The 19,672-nt window shown below is 70.0% G+C and carries 15 protein-coding genes; 11 read left to right on the forward strand and 4 right to left on the reverse strand.

Going from position 1 to position 19,672, the window contains the following annotated elements:
* Nucleotides 1-222 precede the first annotated feature (222 nt).
* Nucleotides 223-1,641 (reverse strand): helix-turn-helix domain-containing protein, encoded by a 1,419-nt coding sequence (locus NVS89_RS03255; RefSeq protein ID WP_258731046.1) that lies wholly within the window; start codon nt 1,639-1,641, stop codon nt 223-225.
* Between the two features lie 143 nt (nt 1,642-1,784).
* Here NVS89_RS03255 and NVS89_RS03260 point away from each other — a divergent pair, with 143 nt between their 5' ends.
* The 4 genes from NVS89_RS03260 (at nt 1,785) to NVS89_RS03275 (ending at nt 8,838) form a co-directional block, all read left to right on the forward strand.
* Nucleotides 1,785-2,012 carry a hypothetical protein gene (locus NVS89_RS03260; protein WP_258731047.1) on the forward strand — a complete coding sequence of 76 codons (228 nt, stop codon included), beginning with the start codon at nt 1,785-1,787 and terminating at the stop codon, nt 2,010-2,012.
* 236 nt (nt 2,013-2,248) lie between these two features.
* Nucleotides 2,249-3,568, forward strand: coding sequence for an isocitrate lyase (gene aceA / locus NVS89_RS03265; RefSeq protein WP_258731048.1), 1,320 nt, complete (start codon nt 2,249-2,251; stop codon nt 3,566-3,568).
* Nucleotides 3,569-3,758: 190 nt separating this feature from the next.
* The gene (locus NVS89_RS03270) at nt 3,759-5,930 is read left to right on the forward strand and encodes a malate synthase G (RefSeq protein WP_258731049.1); all 2,172 of its coding nucleotides are present in this window, start codon (nt 3,759-3,761) and stop codon (nt 5,928-5,930) included.
* Between the two features lie 271 nt (nt 5,931-6,201).
* Nucleotides 6,202-8,838 (forward strand): mechanosensitive ion channel family protein, encoded by a 2,637-nt coding sequence (locus NVS89_RS03275; RefSeq protein WP_258731050.1) that lies wholly within the window; start codon nt 6,202-6,204, stop codon nt 8,836-8,838.
* 10 nt (nt 8,839-8,848) lie between these two features.
* Here NVS89_RS03275 and NVS89_RS03280 read toward each other — a convergent pair whose 3' ends face one another.
* Nucleotides 8,849-9,490 carry a nitroreductase family protein gene (locus tag NVS89_RS03280; RefSeq protein ID WP_258731051.1) on the reverse strand — a complete coding sequence of 214 codons (642 nt, stop codon included), beginning with the start codon at nt 9,488-9,490 and terminating at the stop codon, nt 8,849-8,851.
* 234 nt (nt 9,491-9,724) lie between these two features.
* Between NVS89_RS03280 and NVS89_RS03285 the strand changes: the two genes are divergently transcribed.
* Entirely contained in the window at nt 9,725-10,045 is a 321-nt protein-coding gene (locus tag NVS89_RS03285) for a GNAT family N-acetyltransferase (RefSeq protein WP_258731052.1), read from the forward strand.
* A 161-nt stretch (nt 10,046-10,206) separates the two neighbouring features.
* Nucleotides 10,207-12,984 (forward strand): DNA translocase FtsK, encoded by a 2,778-nt coding sequence (locus NVS89_RS03290; RefSeq protein ID WP_258731053.1) that lies wholly within the window; start codon nt 10,207-10,209, stop codon nt 12,982-12,984.
* Between the two features lie 24 nt (nt 12,985-13,008).
* On the opposite strand, the gene NVS89_RS03295 is transcribed toward NVS89_RS03290, so the two are convergent.
* Nucleotides 13,009-13,368 (reverse strand): hypothetical protein, encoded by a 360-nt coding sequence (locus NVS89_RS03295; RefSeq protein ID WP_258731054.1) that lies wholly within the window; start codon nt 13,366-13,368, stop codon nt 13,009-13,011.
* 262 nt (nt 13,369-13,630) lie between these two features.
* Here NVS89_RS03295 and NVS89_RS03300 point away from each other — a divergent pair, with 262 nt between their 5' ends.
* The 5 genes from NVS89_RS03300 (at nt 13,631) to NVS89_RS03320 (ending at nt 18,299) form a co-directional block, all read left to right on the forward strand.
* Complete coding sequence (locus NVS89_RS03300) at nt 13,631-15,085, forward strand: NAD-dependent succinate-semialdehyde dehydrogenase (protein WP_258731055.1); 1,455 nt, start codon at nt 13,631-13,633, stop codon at nt 15,083-15,085.
* Between the two features lie 165 nt (nt 15,086-15,250).
* Complete coding sequence (locus NVS89_RS03305) at nt 15,251-16,093, forward strand: EamA family transporter (RefSeq protein WP_258731056.1); 843 nt, start codon at nt 15,251-15,253, stop codon at nt 16,091-16,093.
* A gap of 61 nt (nt 16,094-16,154) precedes the next feature.
* Nucleotides 16,155-17,516 (forward strand): ATP-dependent DNA helicase, encoded by a 1,362-nt coding sequence (locus tag NVS89_RS03310; protein WP_258731057.1) that lies wholly within the window; start codon nt 16,155-16,157, stop codon nt 17,514-17,516.
* A gap of 52 nt (nt 17,517-17,568) precedes the next feature.
* Nucleotides 17,569-17,721 (forward strand): hypothetical protein, encoded by a 153-nt coding sequence (locus NVS89_RS03315; protein ID WP_258731058.1) that lies wholly within the window; start codon nt 17,569-17,571, stop codon nt 17,719-17,721.
* Nucleotides 17,722-17,843: 122 nt separating this feature from the next.
* Nucleotides 17,844-18,299, forward strand: coding sequence for an RrF2 family transcriptional regulator (locus NVS89_RS03320; protein ID WP_258731059.1), 456 nt, complete (start codon nt 17,844-17,846; stop codon nt 18,297-18,299).
* Nucleotides 18,300-18,332: 33 nt separating this feature from the next.
* On the opposite strand, the gene NVS89_RS03325 is transcribed toward NVS89_RS03320, so the two are convergent.
* A complete protein-coding gene (locus tag NVS89_RS03325; RefSeq protein ID WP_258731060.1) occupies nt 18,333-19,544 on the reverse strand; it encodes an acyl-CoA dehydrogenase in 1,212 nt (403 codons plus the stop codon).
* Between the last annotated feature and the right edge of the window lie 128 nt (nt 19,545-19,672).

A 19,672-nucleotide genomic window follows, 5' to 3' on the forward strand; every position in this document is an offset into this window, starting at 1 on the left:
GCGACCGGCGCGGCAGATGTCGCTCGGGTGCGCTATCGGCTGGCTGCTCGACGGGCAAGCCGGATGACCGGCTGTCCGGCTTCAGGCCGCTGCACGGATGCAGGCCGCGCCGAGGCGGCGACCGCCCTTTCTTCACGCGGACGGAAAGGCTCCGTTCAGGAAGCGCGCCCTTCCGCGCCTGCCTTGCCGTCCCCCGATCCGCCTCGATGCGCCCTCACCCCATCAAAGCCCCCGCCGGGCGGGCGCGTAGAAGCTCTCCGACATGTCGGTCTCGTTCAGCGTGAAATGGTGGTCGGTCGGCGGCTGGGCGCGCTGGCCGCAGTCGAGCCGCGGGCAGATGCGGCAGCCCACGCCGATCGGCACCGCCTGCGAGGGGTCCGACAGGTCCATGCCGTCCGAATAGATCATCGCCCCGGCATGGCTGATGTGGCAACCGAGCCCGATGGAGAGATGCCGGCGCGGCGCGTTGTAGCGGTAGCCACCCTTGGTGATCGAGCGCGCGATGCAGAAATAGCGCTGGCCCTCGGGCATCTGGCTGATCTGCACGTTGATGCGCTCGGGATGCAGGAAGGCGGAGTAGACGTTCCAGCGCGGGCAGGCGCCGGAATGGCGCGAGATGTGGATCCCCGACAGCGAGAAGCGCTTGGAGATGTTGCCGGCGATATCGGTGCGCACCAGGTGCAGCGGAACGCCGCTCAGCCCGGGGCGCTGCAGCGTGGTCATGCGGTGGCACACCTGCTCGAAGCTGGTGCGGAAGCGGCGCTGGATGCGCTCGATGTCGTAGCGCGTCTCCTGGCAGGCGCGCAGGAACGGCTCGTAGGGCATCACCAGCGCGGCGGCGAAGTAGCTCGCCAGCGCGTTGCGGGTGAGCACCGGCGCGTCGGCGGAAAGGTTGCCGCTCTCGATCAGCTGCTCGATCTCGCGCGAGGCGGCGAGCAGGCCGAGCTGGTGGGCGACGGCGAAGAGCGCGGATTCGGGCGGCAGCACGTCGGCGGTGATGAGTTCGCGCCCATTGGCGTCGTGGCGCCGGGCGATCCCCGCCGGCAGCGAGGCGGCGTGCCAGTTCAGGCCGAACACGTTGAAGAGATAGGTCTTCAGCCCGTACTCGAAGGAATCCGAGGCGCTGTCGATGTCATGGCGCACCCGCTCGGCCGCCGCCTCCAGCGTCGGAAAATAGTTGGCGTTCTCCTGGATGAAGTCGGACACCGCGTCGGTCGCCGGGTGATAGCCGGTCTCCTCGTCCTCGACCGCCGGCGCACCGGTGCGGCGGGCGTCGCGCAGGGTCTTGTACTGGTCGAAAAGGCGCACCACGGCACGCCCGACCGTCGGGTTGGAGGCGGCGAGGTCGCGTATGTCCTGATTGGTCAGGGCGTGCTCGGCGAACACATCGTCGCTGAACAGCTCCATCAGGTCGCCGACGAGACGGGACTCGTCATTCTCCACCAGTTCGCCCGGCTCGATACCGAAATAGCCCGCGAGCTTCATCAGCAGCGGCACGGTGATGCGCCGGCGATTGTGCTCTATCAGGTTGAGATAGCTCGCGGAAATGCCCAGCGCGCTCGCAAGGTCGGCCTGCGAGATGCGCCTGGCCCGTCGCAGCCTCTGCACCCGGCTGCCGATGCGCGGCTCCATGGCGGACATTGCCCGCTCCTTTGCTCGGTTTACAAAACAGCTCGGTAAACTTTACAAGCCTTATCAGCTTAACACATTCATATTGCTATATTTCTTGTTCGCCCATGTCGAGTGTGAAATCTTTACATCACATCCCAAGCGGAGGAATTGACATGAGACCGCCCCATCACAACGGCGACGAGGAATTCGTCACCATCGTCGGCGGCGACGCCGAGGAGATCGGCCGGGCCTTCCGGGCGGAAGGTCTCGCCGAGAAGGACTTCACCATCGTGCACCGCATCGGCCGCCACCGCTTCGCCATGGCGCCGGGCCGCGAGCTCACCTCGCTGCTCGACGGCGGCACGCTGGTCGCCGCGACCTATACCCGCCGTGCCCGCTAGGCCGCGCTTCCACGCGCGCCGCGCCATCGACATGTGGCCCATCGATTCTCGGCCCGTCGATTCCCGGCCCGGCGCGCCGGGCACCGGCCCCGCGAGCCTCGCGGCGCCGGCGCCCGTTCACCCCGCTTCCCTCCACTCCGCTTCCATTCGCCCCGCCACCCGCACCGGCGTCCCCGCGACGACCCGCACGGCGGCCCGCCCGAACGCAACCGACCCTTCAGCCGCAGGAGCCGACCATGCTCGACACGATCCGCGAAACCGCGCGCGAGACCTCGCCTGACCAGTTCCCCGCACCGCCCTGGGCGCCCGACCGCTGGGCCGGCATCCACCGCAGCTACACCCGCGCCGATGTCGGCCGCCTCGCCGGCTCGCTGCGCATCGAGCACACGCTGGCGCAGAACGGCGCGCGCCGGCTGTGGGACCTGCTGCAGATGCAGGAATTCGTGCCCACGCTCGGCACCTACACCGGCAGCCAGGCGGTGCAGCAGGTGAAGGCGGGGCTGGAGGCGATCTACCTCTCCGGCTGGCAAGTCGCCGCCGACGGCAACTCGGCCGGCGACATGTACCCGGACCAGAGCCTCTACCCGGTCGACAGCGTCCCCGCCGTAGTCCGGCGCATCAACAAGGCGCTGGCCCGCGCCGACCAGATCCAGACCATGGAGCGCGTCTCCAATGGTGCCGGCGCGGCCGGGCCGGAGCTCGACTTCTTCGTGCCGATCATCGCCGATGCCGAGGCCGGCTTCGGCGGCCCGCTCAACGCCTATGAACTCACCAAGGCACTGATCGAGGCCGGTGCGGCGGCGGTCCATTTCGAGGACCAGCTCGCCTCGGAGAAGAAGTGCGGCCATCTCGGCGGCAAGGTGCTGGTGCCGACCCGCCAGTTCGTCCGCACCCTGAACGCGGCGCGGCTCGCGGCAGATGTCGCCGGCGTGCCGACCGTCATCATGGCGCGCACCGACGCGGAATCGGCGAGGCTCATCACCTCGGACATCGACGAGACCGACCGGCCCTTCATCACCGGCGAGCGCACGCCCGAGGGCTTCTACCGCTACCAGGGCGGCTTCGAGGCCGGCATCGCCCGCGCCGTGGCCTACGCGCCCTATGCGGACCTGCTGTGGTGCGAGACCTCGACCCCGAGCCTCGAGGACGCGCGCCGCTTCGCCGAAGGGGTGCACAAGGTCCATCCGGGCAAGATGCTGGCCTATAACTGCTCGCCCTCCTTCAACTGGGCGAAGCACATGGACCGCGATCAGATGAAGCACTTCCAGCGCGAGCTGGGAGCGATGGGCTACCGCTACCAGTTCATCACGCTGGCCGGCTTCCACAACCTCAACTACACGACCTTCGAGCTGGCGCGGCGCTACCGCGAGGACGGCATGGCCGCCTATTCGGAGCTGCAGCAGGCCGAATTCGCGGCCGAGAAGGACGGCTTCACCGCTACGCGCCACCAGCGCGAGGTCGGCACCAGCTATTTCGACGCCATCGCCACCGTGCTCAGCGAAGGCATGAGCTCGACCATGGCGATGAAGGAATCGACCGAAACCGCCCAGTTCTAGGAGGTCTCGCGGCGAGCGCCGGCACCGGGCCGGCCTCGCTCTGCGATGGGCGCTGGGGAGCTATGCGCATTTTTGCGCCCATCGGACCATCTGCGATATTGCGTCGCATCCGCCTCTTGCTGCATAGCACAAAGTGAGTTGGTGGCTCCGGGAGGGTGCCAACTCCCAAACGAACGGAGGAACCCCGCATATGAGCTATACAGACGTCGCCGGCCTCAAGGTGGATTCTGCGCTTGTAAACTTTATTAATGATGAGGCGATGCCCGGCACCGGGGTCGACGCGGCCGTGTTCTGGGAGAGATTCGCCGGCCTGGTCGGCACGTTCGCTCCCCGCAACAAGGAGCTGCTCGCCCGCCGCGACGAGCTTCAGGCGCAGATCGACGCCTGGAATCGTGCCCATCGCAACAAGCCGATCGACCCTGCCGCCTATGAGGTGTTTCTCGCGGAGATCGGCTATCTGCTGCCCGAGCCCGAGCCCTTCGAGGTGGCGACCGACAAGGTCGACGACGAACTCGCCCGCATTCCTGGCCCGCAGCTCGTGGTGCCCGTCACCAATGCGCGCTACGCGCTCAATGCTGCCAATGCGCGCTGGGGCAGCCTGTACGACGCGCTCTACGGCACCGACGCCCTGCCCGAGGACAACGGCGCCACCCGCTCCGGCGGCTTCAACCCGATCCGCGCCCAGCGCGTGATCGAGCGCGCCCGCATCTTCCTCGACGAATCCGTTCCGCTCGCCGCCGGCACCCACGCCAATGCGGTGGCCTACCGGGTCGAGGGCGGCGCGCTGAAGGTCGAGCTGAACACCGGCTCGGTGGTCGGGCTGAAGGACCCGGCGCAGTTCGCCGGCCATCGCGGCGCGGACGCCTCGCCCACCTCGGTGCTGCTGGTCAATCACGGCCTGCACATCGACATCGAGATCGACCGCAAGCACCGCGTGGGCAGCACCGACCCGGCCGGTGTCGCCGACATCGTCATCGAGGCGGCGGTGACCACCATCGTCGACTGCGAGGATTCGGTCGCGGCGGTGGACGCCGAGGACAAGGTGCACGTCTATCGCAACTGGCTCGGCCTGATGAAGGGCACGCTCAGCGCCGCCTTCGCCAAGGGCCGCGAGACCGTCGAGCGCCGCCTCGCCGCCGACCGCCACTACAGCCGCGCCGGCGGCGGCGACCTCACCCTGCACGGGCGCAGCCTGCTGCTGGTGCGCAATGTCGGCCAGCACATGATGACGGACGCGGTGCTCGACGCCGAGGGCAACGAGATCCCCGAGACCATCCTCGACGCCGCCGTCACCTCGCTGATCGCGATCCACGACCTCAAGGGCGATGCGGAGCTGCGCAACAGCCGCACCGGCTCGGTCTACATCGTGAAGCCGAAGATGCACGGCCCGGAGGAGGTCGCCTTCGCGGTCGACCTGTTCGCCGCCGTCGAGGGCGTGCTCGACCTCGAGCGCAACACGCTCAAGATCGGCATCATGGACGAGGAGCGCCGCACCAGCGCCAACCTCTCGGCCTCGATCCACGCCGCCCGCGAGCGCGTCGTCTTCATCAACACCGGCTTCCTCGACCGCACCGGCGACGAGATCCACACCTCGATCGAGGTGGGTCCGATGGTGCGCAAGAACGAGATGAAGGCGCAGGCCTGGATCAAGGCCTATGAGGACAACAATGTCGACGCCGGCCTTGCCGCCCATCTCGACGGGCACGGCCAGATCGGCAAGGGCATGTGGGCCATGCCCGACCGCATGGCCGACATGCTGGTGCAGAAGATCGCCCACCCCATGGCGGGCGCCAACACCGCCTGGGTCCCCTCGCCGACCGCCGCGACGCTGCACGCGCTGCACTACCACAAGGTCGACGTGTTCCAGCGCCAGGAGGAGCTGCGCTCGCGCCAGCCCGCCTCCAAGCGCGACCTGCTCACCATCCCGGTGGTCGACCGCGGCAACTGGGAGCCGGCGGCCGTGCAGGAGGAGCTCGACAACAACATCCAGGGCATCCTCGGCTATGTGGTGCGCTGGATCGACCAGGGCGTCGGCTGCTCCAAGGTGCCGGACATCCACGATGTCGGGCTGATGGAAGACCGCGCCACGCTGCGCATCTCCTCCCAGCACGTCGCCAACTGGCTGCTGCACGGGGTCGTCACCGAGGAGCAGGTCGAGGAGACGCTGCGCCGCATGGCGAAGGTGGTCGACGGCCAGAACGCCGGCGATCCGGACTACGAGCCGATGGCGCCGGCCTATGACGGCTTCGCCTTCCGGGCCGCGCGCGACCTCATCTTCGAGGGCCGCACCCAGCCCAACGGCTACACCGAGTTCATCCTCACCCAGCGCCGACGCGAGGCGAAGCAGGCGCGCGCCGCCTGAGCCCCGCATAACCGCAGACAGGCACAGCCTGACAGGAGGGCCGCGCGGCATCGCCCGCGCGGCCCTTTTCGTGTCTCCCACGCCACGTCCGCCTGCGCGCAGACGGGTCGGACAATCGCGCGTTCATCGTCCCGGCAATTGCGGATGGACAGGCCGTGCCGGGCGAAAGATATTGTGGGCTCGTTACCTAGCGACCGCCTCGACACGGCCCGCTTTGAAGATCACCGGCCGGTGGGCGGCCAGAGCCGGTGATCGCACGCACGGTCCTGTCATGATGCTGAGACGCCTCCGGCCCCTGTTCCTCGCGCTGTCCATGCTGGCCGCGACGCTCCCTTCTGCGCTGGCGCAGAGCGCCGCCGGGCCGGCACCGCAGGCGGCGGCCACCGCGCAAGGGGCTGAACCGCAAGCGGGCGCAACTCAGGGCGCTGCAGGGGCGGCGCTGCCTCTGTCGCCGCAGCAGTTCGACGCGCTGGTCGACGCGCTGTCGAAATCGGTGGCCGAACGGCTCGGCAAAACCCCGCCCGCCGCCGCAACGCCTGCCGGCACAGCCCCTGCCGCCGCGGACCATCCGGGGGCGGCCAAGGCCGGCGCCACCGCCGCCGGCGCGGCCCATTCCGACGCCATGATGATGGCGATGGCCAGCGAGGCGCCCTTCAGCGAGGTCTTCATCGACGTCATGGAGCGCGGCGACGACGCGCTCGAGCAGTTTCCCTCGCTGGTCACGGAGAGCGGGCGCATCCCCACCCTGCTGAGCGCGGAGATGAATGGCGGACGCAGCCGCTCCGCCTTCTTCCTGCTGCTCGCCGCCTGCGTCGCCGCCGCGCTCGCCGTCGAGGCGCTGCTGCTGTTCGCCCTGCGCGGCCCCCGGTCCTATCTCGCCGGCCGCATGGAGGGCGCGGCCTCGATCTGGGCGCTGGCCGCGCTGGTGAGCCTCGACGTCGTGGTGCTCACCGGGCTCTGGCTCGCGACCCATGGCATGGTGATCGGCCTGTTCGACGGCACCGAGCCGCAGGCCCGGCTCGGCTATCTCGTTCTCACCAGCGTGTTCTACTGGCGGCTCTATCTGGTGGTCTTCCGCATCGCGCTGCGCCCCGGCCTCACGCCGGCGCGGCTCGCCATGGTCGACGACCACGAGGCGCGCGCCATCTATCGCTGGGCCTCGGCGGTGATCCTGGTGGCGATCGCGCTGAGCGACTTCCGCCGCGTGCTGGAGGCCATCCATTCGCCGCAGCTCGTGGTGGTCTGCGCCATGCTGATCAACACCGCGATCCTCACCTCGCTGCTGATCGCGGCGGCGGTGGCGGTGCGCGAGCCGGTGGCGAAGTGGTTTCACGGCCTGTCGCAGGAGGGCCGGCCGGGGCCGATCGTGGCGACGGTGGCGCGCTGGTGGCTGGTGGTGGCGGTTCCCGTCTTCCTCGCCCTCGGCATCGCCCGCGTCTATGGCGCGCTGACCACCTGGGACGGCGTGCACACGGCGATCCTTCTGACCATGCACGTCCTGCTCGCCCTGGTGCTGCTCGAATCCTTCATGGACAAGGTCTGCCGCCTGATGCGGGCGGAGGTGGCCTCCGTCACCGCGGCGGAGGAAGTGGCGGTCGAAAACGCCGAGCTCGCCGCCGAGGTCGCCAGCGCCGCCGCGCAGCCGGTCGTTGCCGAGCCCGTGACGGCAGAGGCAATGCCCGCCGCCGGGGCCGAGCCGTCCGTGCTGGAGATTGCGCCGCTCGACCCGGCCGCCCTCGAGCGGGCCGCCGCGGAGCAGGCGGCGGCAGAGCAAGCGGCGGCCGAACAGGCGGCCCTCGCCGAGCAGATGGCCGCGCAGGAGCGCGCGGCCGCCCTGCACGCCATCGCCCGCGAGCGGGCGATCGAAGCGGTGATGCGCTGCCTGCGCGTCGCCATCCTGCTGGTCTCGCTCTCGCTGCTGGTGCGCATCTGGGTGGTCCATGGCGTCGGCATGATGGAGATGAGCCGCTACAACGCCCTCGCCGGCGCCGCCCTGCCGGCGGGCGCGATCCTGCTCGCCGCCTATTGCGCGTGGCAGGCGGTGGACTACTTCACCGGCCGCCATGCGCGCGAGGGCCTGCACGGCGGGCCGGCCATGCCGGGAACCGACGTCGAGGACGGACTTCACGGGCCGCGCTCGCGCATGTCCACGCTGCTGCCGCTGCTGCGCGTCACGCTCATGCTCGCCATCATCATCATGGCCGGGCTCACGCTGCTGGGGCAGCTCGGCATCGACGTGATGCCGCTGATCGCCGGCGCCTCGATCATCGGCCTCGCCATCTCCTTCGGCAGCCAGACGCTGGTGAAGGACATCGTGTCCGGCGTGTTCTATCTGGTCGACGATGCCTTCCGCGTCGGCGAGTACATCGACTGCGGCAAGGCCAAGGGCACGGTGGAGGGCTTCACCCTGCGTTCGCTGAAGCTGCGCCACCAGAACGGCATGATCCACACCATCCCGTTCGGCCAGCTCGGGCAGATCACGAACTTCAGCCGCGACTGGACGACGATGAAGTTCAACCTGCGCTTCACCCGCGACACCGACCTCGAGAAGCTGCGCAAGACGGTGAAGAAGATCGGCGCCGAGATGCTGGAGGACCCGGAGCTGAAGGAGGAGTTCCTGGCGCCGCTGAAGATGCAGGGGGTGGCCGACATCATCGACAACGCGCTGATCGTGCGCTTCAAGTTCACCGTGCGGCCGATCAAGCCGACCGTGGTGCGGCGCGAGGCGATCAAGCGTATGGTCTACCAGCTGCCGCAGCAGGGCATCCAGTTCGCCAACAACCTGGTGCCTGTGCAGGCGATGGGCGGGGATGCCGACACCGGAGCCGGCGCCGCCGCGGCGGTGACGCGCGCCCGCATCGCCAACGACCTCGCCGCCCGCGCGGAGAGCGAGGCCGCGACAGGCTGAGCCTTGCCGGCTACGGCGCGGCCGGATCCGGCGCGCTCCAGAAGGCGGTCCGCTCGCCGACATCGGGGCGCGGGCGCTCGCCGGGCGCCTCGCGCGCGGTGCCGAGATGGACGATGCCGGCCACCTTCTCGCCCTCGACCAGCCCGAGCAGCCGCTGCGCATGCGTATTCGTCGCGGCCCAGCCGGTGACCCAGATGCCGGAGAAGCCGAAGCCGTGCGCGGCGTGCAGCAGGTTCATACACACCGCGCCGGCGGAGAGTTCCTGCTCGAATACCGGGATCATGGTCTCCCGGTTCGGCCGGCTGACCACCACCACCGCGAGCGGGGCCGGGAACAGGCGCGACATGATCCCCGCGAACTTCTCGCGCCGCTCCGGCGCCATGTCGGGATTGCCGGCACGATAGGCCTCGGCGAGCAGCGCGCCGAGCCGCCCGCGCGCCTCCCCGCCGATCACGATGAAGCGCCACGGCGCCAGCATCGCGTGGTCGGGCACCCGCGTCGCCAGCTCCAGCATGCGTTGCAGCGTCGCCTCGTCCGGGCCCGGCTCGGCAAGCCCCGCCGCCGGGACCGAGCGCCGCCGGGCCATGGCGTCGAGCCAGCCGTCGGAGGGCGCGGAGGGGCGAGCGGAGGGCGACGAGGGGGGCACGGGCATGAAACGGTCCTGTTGGGGGATATGCGCGCATCGCCGGGTTTCAATCGGCTGCGCACACACTAGATAGGTCGCTGGCGATAAATTCGCCGGCTGGCCACGTAAAGGGGGACGTGCCACCTGACGGGATCTGCCATGCGCTGTGGCGGCCATCGCGGCCGGCCTCCTGCGCGTGCCGGTGCCGAAGGCCCCCCGGACGGCGGCGAGCCACCAACCGAACCAGAAGGAGGAATCCGCATGAGCATGAACGGCGAAATCCCGGTCCGCGACAACCGCGCCGCCGATCGCTTCGAAATCGAGCAGGACGGCCATCTCGCCATTGCGCAGTACCTCCTCGCGCCCGACCACATCATCTTCATGCACACCGAGGTGCCGCCCGAGCTTGGCGGGCGCGGCCTTGCGACGCGGCTGGTGGAGGCCGGGCTCGCCAGCGCCCGCGAGCGCGGGCTCTCCGTGGTTCCGCGCTGCTCGGTATTCGGGCGCTACATGATCAAGCATCCCGAGACCCACGACCTGCTCGCGCCCGAGATCCGCGCGACGCTCGGCCTGCCGGCCTGAGGCCGCGCCGCCACGGAACCTGCCCTCGCGCACGGGAAAAACCGGCCTTTCATACCCTTCCTTAACGCTGTGCTCCTAACGATGGGAGCACAGCCGGCAGGGTGAACGAAAGCCTGCCGGCCGGTGCCCGATGTTCATGAGCGGCAAAGGTTCCGGTGCCCATGCGTAACTCCGCGCGTCCCTCCGATCCGCACGAGATTTCTTCGACCGACGACGAGAAGCCGCGCCAGAACGCCGGCGGCCCGGGCGTCAGCGGACATCGGTTCACCCGCGCCAATCCGCAGACGGTGCATCTGCCCCCGCCGCCGAAGACGCCCAAGCCGGCGAAGGCGGCCGTGCCGCGCGAGCCGGCCCCCACGCGCGAGTCGTTCGCCGCGCGCGAGAGCGCGCCCGCACGCTCAAAGCCCGTGCCGTCGATACCGGCGGCGCGCACGATCGAGCCGCCCGGAGCGCCGGTGCCGAGCTGGCTGCAGCCCTTCACCCTGCCCTCGAACACGCGCTTCACCCGCACGCCGGACTATCTGCTGCGCCCGCAGCTTCCCGAGATCGCCCCCGAGCCCGAGGTGCCGGAGAGCGAGGCGCCGCCGGTCGTCGCGCCGCGCGTCTCGCAGACCCCGGTGCTGCGCGTGCCCCCGCGCCTGCCGCCGGCCGGCGTCGGCGCGCAGCCGCTGATCGCCGCGCTGGCCCGCCAGGCGAGGGCCGCCCAGATCGTCGGCGGCGACGGCGCCGGCCCGGTCCCGAACCTGCCGCCGGTCATGCCGGACAGCGACGCGCTTCCCGCCGTCCCGCCGGTCGAGGAGGCGCAGGAGGCGGTTACGCAGGAGGTGGCGCAGGAAGCTGTGGCACCCGAAGCCGCACCGGCCCCTGCCGATCTACCCGAAGCCTTCCTTCCGCAGACTGCCGTTCCGCAGGCGGCCCTGCCCGAGTCGGCCCTGCCCGAGTCCTTCCCGCATGACGAGATGGCGGGCGATCCGCCGCGCTCGATCCAGCTCATCGCCGAGATGATCCGGCTCGGCTGGGACGTGCCGCCGATGCCGCCTTCGCATCAGGACCCGCTTCCGGAGGCCCCCGCCGCGACCGCCGCACTCGCCCCCGTGCCGCCGCCGTCGGCGCCCGCGGCAACCGATGCCGCACCGGCCGGCGCAGGCCCAGACGTCCCGGCGTGGATCGCGGTGCCGATGGCCCGCCCGGCGGGATACGACGCTCCCTCGGTCACGGTGTCCTTCTCCTGGCCCGCCTTCGCCGTCACGGCCGAACCCGTCGCGCCCGCGCCGGCCGCTACTCCCGTGGCCCGCGAGCCGGAGCCGGCCCCGGTCGTCGCGCCTGTCGCGCCCGCGCCCGTCGCCGCCGAGCCGGTCGCCGCCGAACCGGTCGCCGCCATCCCCACCCCGGCACCGCGCCCCGTCGCACGTCCGGTGGCGTCGGACGTCTATGAGCTTCCCCCGCTCGAGCTGCTCACCGAGCCGCCCGCCAGCGAGCCGGACTACGAGCTGTCGGAGGAATTCCTCGACCGCAATTCGGTGAAGCTGCAGCAGGTGCTGCACGATTTCGGCGTGCGCGGCGAGATCATCGACGCTAATCCCGGCCCGGTGGTCACGCTCTACGAGCTGGAGCCGGCGCCCGGCATCAAGTCGAGCCGCGTCATCGGCCTTTCCGCCGACATCGCCCGCTCGATGAGCGCCATCTCCGCGCGCGTCGCCGTGGTGGAGGGCCGCAACGTCATCGGCATCGAGCTGCCGAACCAGCGCCGCGACACGGTGTGGCTGCGCGAGATGCTGTCGAGCCACGAATTCGAGGCGGCCAAGGCCAAGCTCGGCATCGCGCTCGGCAAGACCATCGGCGGCGAGCCGGTGATCGTCGACCTCGCCCGCATGCCGCACCTGCTGGTCGCCGGCACCACCGGTTCGGGCAAGTCGGTCGCCATCAACACCATGATCCTCTCGCTGCTCTACCGCCACCGGCCGGAGCAGTGCCGCCTGATCATGATCGACCCGAAGATGCTGGAGCTCTCGGTCTATGAGGGCATCCCGCACCTCCTCACCCCCGTCGTCACCGACCCCAAGAAGGCCATCGTCGCCCTCAAATGGGCGGTGCGCGAGATGGAGGAGCGCTACCGCAAGATGAGCCGCCTCGGCGTGCGCAACATCGATGGCTTCAACAGCCGGGTGGCGGAAGCCGCCGCCAGGGGTGAGATCATCACCCGCACGGTGCAGAAGGGTTTCGACAAGGAGACCGGCGAGGTGATCGAGGAGGAGGAGATCATGGACCTCTCCCCGCTCCCCTACATCGTGATCGTGGTCGACGAAATGGCCGACCTGATGATGGTGGCCGGCAAGGAGATCGAGGGCGCCATCCAGCGCCTCGCCCAGATGGCCCGCGCCGCCGGCATCCACCTCATCATGGCGACGCAGCGCCCGAGCGTCGACGTCATCACCGGCACCATCAAGGCCAACTTCCCGACCCGCATCTCCTTCCAGGTCACCTCGAAGATCGATTCGCGCACCATCCTCGGCGAGATGGGCGCCGAGCAGCTGCTCGGCCAGGGCGACATGCTCTACATGGCCGGCGGCGGGCGCATCTCGCGTGTCCACGGCCCGTTCGTCTCGGACCAGGAGGTCGAACGCGTGGTCGAGCATCTCAAGTGCCAGGCCCGGCCGGAATATCTCGACGAGGTGACGGCGGAGGAAGAGGACGAGCCGATCCCAGACGACGCGGCGGTGTTCGACAAGACCTCCATGGGCGAGGACACGGGCGACCTCTACGACCAGGCCGTGACGCTCGTCATGCGCGACAAGAAGGCCTCCACCTCCTACATCCAGCGCCGGCTGCAGATCGGCTACAACCGCGCCGCCTCGCTGATGGAGCGGATGGAGAACGAGGGCATCGTCGGCCCGGCCAACCATGCCGGCAAGCGCGAGATCCTGCGCGAGCTGCGCTGATCGAAGCCGGCCGCCGGGCTGCGCTCAGGCGGTCAGCCAGCCCCACAGGGTGAGCAGCGCGCTCATAACGAACGCCGCGCCGGCCAGCATCAGGGCGGCGCGCCAGTTGCGCCGCCGCCCGCCGGGCCACGGCGTCGAACGCCGCTTTGCCGGCGCCGCGGGCCGCGCGCCCGTACCCTCGTCGCGGCGCTGGCCGTTTCCCGGTTCGGAGGGGATGGACACTCCCGGATGTCCTTCGCCCGGCTGGCCGCGCTCGCCCACCCAGCCGGCGGCGGCCGGGTTCGGGCGCTGCGGCGCGGGCCGGACGGATGCGCGGCCGGCGCTCGCGGCGTCGTCCCTGTGGCTGCGGTCGGTGTCGTCGCGCGCACGTACGGCGGTCGTCATCACGTTGCCCCGGTGCTGATGCCTCAAACCTGCTCGAGCTTCATGTCGAGCTTCACGTCAAACTTCCCTCGGGGAGAACCGGACCGGCGCCCGCTGGTTCCCCTCGCGCGCCGCTGGCCTGCCCGGCGACAGGCCCGTTTCGGGCCGCAGACGCTGGCATGCCAGCACGTGCCTCTTTCGCTGGAGGGTCCGGAGGATTAGGTGTGTGCCGCACCCGCCCTTCCGGCGCGCCCGCGCCGCGTCTTCCATCGAGAGGTCAGTCATGTCCACGGTCAGCTATCCCGACGTCCAGCTCTTCATCGACGGCGTATGGCGCGAGGGGCACGGCCATGACGGCGCGGCGCACCAGCCGATCGTCAACCCGGCGACCGAGGAGGAGATCGGCACCCTCGCCCATGCGAGCCGGGCCGACCTCGACGCCGCGCTGCTGGCCGCCGAGAAGGGCTTCGCCACCTGGCGCCACGTGCCGGCGCATGAGCGCTACAAGCTTATGCGCAAGGCGGCCGAGATCCTGCGCGAGCGGGCCGAGGACATTGCCCGCATCATGACCATGGAGCAGGGCAAGCCGCTGCCGGAATCCCGCATGGAGACGCTGGCCGCCGCCGACATCATCGACTGGTTCGCCGAGGAGGCGCGCCGCCTCTATGGCCGGCTCATCCCCGCCCGCGGCGCCGGCGTGCAGCAGATCGTGCACAAGGAGCCGGTAGGCGTCGTCGCCGCCTTCACCCCGTGGAACTTCCCGATCAACCAGGCGGTGCGCAAGATCTCCGCCGCGCTGGCGGCCGGCTGCTCGATCATCCTGAAGGGCCCGGAGGAGACCCCCGCCTCCTGCGCCGCGCTGGTCAAGGCCTATGAGGATGCCGGCCTGCCCAAGGGCGTGGTCAACCTCGTCTTCGGCGTGCCGGCGGAAATCTCGCAGTATCTGATCCCGCATCCGATCGTGAAGAAGGTCACCTTCACCGGCTCGACGGCGGTCGGCAAGCAGCTCGCCGCGCTGGCCGGCGCGCATATGAAGCGTGTCACCATGGAGCTCGGCGGTCACGCGCCGGCGGTGGTGTTCGAGGATGCCGACGTCGACCTCGCGGTGAAGCTGCTCTCGGGCGCCAAGTTCCGCAATGCCGGCCAGGTCTGCGTCTCGCCGACCCGCTTCCTGGTGCATGAGGACATCTATTCGCGCTTCGTCGACGGCTTCACCGAGGCGGTCGGCCAGGTGAAGGTCGGCAACGGCCTCGAGGACGGCGTGCGCATGGGCCCGCTCGCCAATTCGCGCCGCGTCGACGCGATGGAGGCACTCACCGCCGACGCGCTGTCGAAGGGCGCGACGCTGCATGCCGGCGGCGCGCGCATCGGCAACAAGGGCTATTTCTTCCAGCCCACCGTACTGACCGACCTCGCGGCGGATTCGCGTATCCTCAACGAGGAGCCGTTCGGCCCGATCGTGCCGATCATGCCCTTCACCTCGACCGAGGCGGTGATCGAGGAGGCGAACCGCCTGCCCTATGGGCTCGCGGCCTATGCCTACACCACCTCCTCCGCCCGCGCCGACGAGTTCGCGCGCCGGGTCGAGAGCGGGATGATCTCGATCAACCATCACGGCCTCGCCCTGCCCGAGGTGCCGTTCGGCGGCATCAAGGATTCCGGCTACGGCTCGGAAGGCGGCATCGAGGCGATGGAAGCCTATGTGAACACCAAGTTCGTCACCCAGCTCGGCGTCTGACGACCACGCGCCCCACACCCTGCCCCGCGCGGGCTGGCGTGAGGGGCGCCCTCTCCCGAAACCCGGCGCGGCGGCGCTAGACCGCCGCCCGTCGGCCCGGCCGCTCCCTTGCCCACGCGAGGCGAGCGGCAAGGGCATGCGTGTCCCTCCTGTTCCGGCATTCCGATGGATCCCAGCGTCTTCATCGCGGTCATGGCCGCAGCCGCGATGCATGCCTCATGGAACGCGATCCTCAAGATCCGCCTCGACCCGTTCCTCGCCATGGTGCTGGTCAACGCCGCCTGCGGCGTCTTCGCGCTGCCGGTGGCGCTCGCGCTCGGCCCGCCGGAGCCGGATGTCTGGCTGTGGATTCTCGCCTCGATCCTGCTCCATCTCGGCTATTACCTGACGCTGTGCGGCGCTTACCGGCGCGCCGATATGGGGCTCGTCTACCCGATCGCGCGCGGCACCGCGCCGCTGCTGACCACGATGCTGTCGGCGACCCTGCTCGACGAGGCGATCGACCTGCAGAGCTTCCTCGGCGTGGCGCTGCTCGCCTGCGGCATCCTCGCCATCGCCTGGCCGCGCCGCGGCATGGCGGCGTTCGACGGCGCGGCGCTGCGGCTTGCGCTCTCCTGCGGCGTCAGCATCACCATCTACACGCTGGTGGACGGGCTCGGCGCGCGCCATGCGGGCAGCCCGCACCTCTACACCTCGTGGCTGTTCGTGGCCGACAGCATCCTGCTGTCTGTGGTCGGCCTCGTCTGGAAGGGGCCGTCCGGGCTGAAGCCCGCCCTCTCCTTCCTCGGCCCGGGCTTCGCGGGCGGGGCGATGTCGCTCACCGCCTACTGGATCACGATCTGGGCCATGACCCAGGCGCCGATCGGCCTCGTCGCGGCGGTGCGCGAATCGAGCGTGCTGTTCGCCGCCGTCATCGCCGTGGTGGTGCTGCGCGAGCCGCTGCGAGCCGAGCGCATGGCCGCCGCCGCGCTGATCGTGGCCGGGCTGGTGCTGATCAAGCTGCACTGAGCGCGCCGTTCGCGGTCCTGCGGCGTTCCTTCGCGGGCCGGCCTGTGCTTCCCTGCGCCGCATGAGCCTTCCGAACGCCAGCGAGATTCGCCCCGCCGCCCCTGCGACCGTCCCCATCGTGCCGGCCGAGGACGCCTTCGCCGGTCCGCTGGCGGTGGTCGGGCGCGGCGCGCCGCTGGTGATGGTGCTGGGCGGGGCCGGCACCGGCAAGACCACCTTCCTGCACGCGCTGCGCCGGCATGGCGGCAGCAAGCAGGCCTTCCTCGCCCCGACCGGCGTCGCCGCGCTGCAGCTCGGCGGGCAGACCATCCATTCCTTCTTCGGCATCCCGCCGCGCCTCGTCGATCCCGACGAGGTGAAGCCGCGCCCGCAGAAGCGCCGGCTGATGAAGAAGCTGGAGCGCCTCGTCATCGACGAGGTCTCGATGGTGCGGGCCGACCTTCTCGACGCGGTCGACCGCTCGCTCCGGCTGGCGCGCGGCGATCCCTCGCCCTTCGGCGGCGTGCAGGTGGTGCTGGTCGGCGACTTCCTCCAGCTTCCCCCGGTGGTGCCGATGGCCGAGCGCGAGATCCTCGGCCGGCTCGGCTATGAGGGTCCGTTCGCCTTCGACGCGCGGGTGCTGCGCGAGACCGAGGTGGCGCGCCTGCCCTTCCTCCAGGTGTACCGCCAGAGCGACGCCGCCTTCGTCGGCCATCTGGCGGACCTGCGGGCCGGCCGGCAGGTGGAGCGCGCCGTCGCCGCCATCAACGCCGCCTCCTTCCGCGCCCATCGCGAGGGGCGCATCCCGGTGGTGCTGGCGCCGACCAATGCCCGCGTCGACGCCTATAACCGGCGCGGCATGGAGACCCTTACCGAGGCCGGGCGCATCTATGAGGGCAAGAGCGAGGGCGAGTTCGACCTCGCCAATGACCGGCTGCCGGTGCCCGAGGTGCTGGTGCTGAAGGTCGGCGCGCGCGTCATGGCGGTGCGCAACGACCCGGAGCGGCAATGGGTCAACGGTTCGGTCGGCACCGTCATCGGCCTCGCCCCGGACCGCGCCTTCGTGCGGCTCGACGGGGCCGGCGTGGTCGAGATCGAGCGCACGAGCTGGGAGCGCATCCGCTACGACTGGGACGAGGCCACGGGCGGGCTCGCGGCCAAGGTGGTCGGCACCTATACCCAGCTCCCGCTGGTTCCCGCCTGGGCGGTGACGGTGCACAAGGCGCAGGGCCTGACGCTCGAGGACGTGCGGATCGACTTCGACAGCGGCGCCTTCGCCGCCGGCCAGGCCTATGTCGCGCTCTCTCGCGCGCGCTCCCTGGAGGGGCTGTCGTTGGTGCGTCCGCTGCGGGCCGGCGACATCCGCATCGACCGCCGCGTGGCCGCCTTCACCATGGCCTTCGAGGAATCGTCCACAGGGCTGGAGGCGCCGCGCTTTACATAATCGACCTTGTCGGTAGACTAATTGGGAACGAAAACAGCTGCGGGAGGGGACGATGACGAATCGCACGGGCCTGCGCCGCTATCGCGACAAGCTGCTTTTCGCCCTCGCCTATGGCGCGATCATCGGCGCCATCCTCTTCGCCCACCCGTTCGGCGGAGCGAAGGACGCGCAGGTGGTGGCGGCCTCGGTGGCGCCCGCGCCGTGACCACGATCCGGCGATTCGCGCGAAATGTTCCAATTCTGCGCTCGCCTCGCCACCGCTCTCGTATATAGGATTTCGGTGAGGGCTTCCTGCGGGGGGCGCGTCTCGTCGGAATTCACGCGGATATGCTGACCAACAAGGGCAAGTACGGCCTCAAGGCGATGCTTTTTCTCGCTCAGCTCGAGCCGGGGACGAGCGCCATGGGGCAGGAAATCGCCACCGCCAACAACATTCCCAAGAAGTTCCTCGACGCCATCCTGCTCGAATTGCGCAATGCCGGGCTGCTGCGCTCGAAGAAGGGGCCGGGCGGGGGCTACGCGCTCTCGCGCTCGGCGGCGGAGATCAATATCGGGCACATCATCCGCACGCTGGATGGCCCGCTGGCGCCGATAAGCTGCGCCAGCAAGAGCGCCTATGTGCCCTGCCAGGACTGCGAGGACCTCGAGACCTGCGCCGTGCGCCGGACCATGAGCCGGGTGCGCGACGCCATGTCCGACATCCTCGACCGCATGACGCTGGCCGAGATGGTCGCCACCGCCTGCCCCTCGGCCTCGCCCGCCGGCGCCCTCACCGAGGGCTGAGCGACCGGCGGTTCCCGCGTGGGGACGCTTTCCTCAGAAAAACGCCTGATGGCCGGTGATCGCGCGGCCGAGGATCAGCGCGTGAATGTCGTGCGTGCCCTCATAGGTGTTCACCGTCTCGAGGTTCACCATGTGGCGCATCACCGGATATTCGGCCGAGATGCCGTTGCCGCCATGCATGTCGCGGGCGAGCCGGGCGATGTCGAGCGCCTTGCCGCAATTGTTGCGCTTGAGCATGGAGATCGTCTCCGGCGGCAGCCGTCCCTCGTCGAACAGCCGCCCGGCGCGCAGCGCGAGCTGCAGGCCGAGCGTGATCTCGGTCGCCATGTCGGAGAGCTTCCTCTGCACGAGCTGCATCGCCGCCAGCGGCTTGCCGAACTGGTGGCGGTCGAGCGTGTAGCTGCGGGCGGCGTGGTAGCAGGCCTCCGCCGCGCCCATCGTGCCCCAGCCGATGCCGTAGCGCGCGCGGTTGAGACAGCCGAACGGCCCCTTCAGCCCCGAGGCGCCGGGCAGCAGGTTCGCCTCGGGCACCTCGACCTCGTCCATCACGATCTCGCCGGTGATGGAGGCGCGCAGCGAGAGCTTGTTCTCGATCTTCGGGGTCGAGAGGCCCTTCATGCCGCGCTCCAGCAGGAAGCCGCGAATGTCGTTGTCGTGCGCCGCCGACTTCGCCCACACCACCGCGACGTCGGCGATCGGCGAGTTGGTGATCCACATCTTGCTGCCCGAGAGCCGGTAGCCGCCCTCGATCTTCTCGGCGCGGGTACGCATGCCGGCGGGGTCGGAGCCCGCATCCGGCTCGGTGAGGCCGAAGCAGCCGACCATCTCGCCGGTCGCGAGCCTGGGCAGGAACTTCTTCTTCTGCTCTTCCGTGCCATAGGCGTTGATCGGGTGCATCACCAGCGAGGACTGCACGCTCATCGCCGAGCGATAGCCCGAATCGACGCGCTCCACCTCGCGCGCCACCAGCCCGTAGGAGACATAGCCGAGGCCGGCGCCGCCATATTCTTCTGGGATGGTCGGCCCGAGCAGGCCGAGCGCGCCCATCTCCTGCATGATCTCGCGGTCAAAGCGCTCGTCCATATAGGCGGAGGCCACGCGCGGCAGCAGCTTCTCCTGGGCATAGTCGCGCGCCGTGTCGCGGACCATGCGCTCCTCTTCCGTGAGCTGGCCATCGAGGTCGAGCGGGTCGCTCCAGTCGAAGACGGCGCGGGCGGATTTTCCGGTGGACGGGGCGGCACTCATGAGGCGACTTCTCCGGGACGGACGGACGGACGGACGGACGGACGGACGGCACGGCGCCGGCGCAGGCGGGCTTACGCAGCGGTCTTACAACGCCGGCGTGCTGCGCGCATCCCCGCCTCTCGACGCAT

Source organism: Ancylobacter mangrovi, assembly GCF_024752355.1.
Taxonomy (GTDB): Bacteria; Pseudomonadota; Alphaproteobacteria; order Rhizobiales; family Xanthobacteraceae; genus Ancylobacter; species Ancylobacter mangrovi.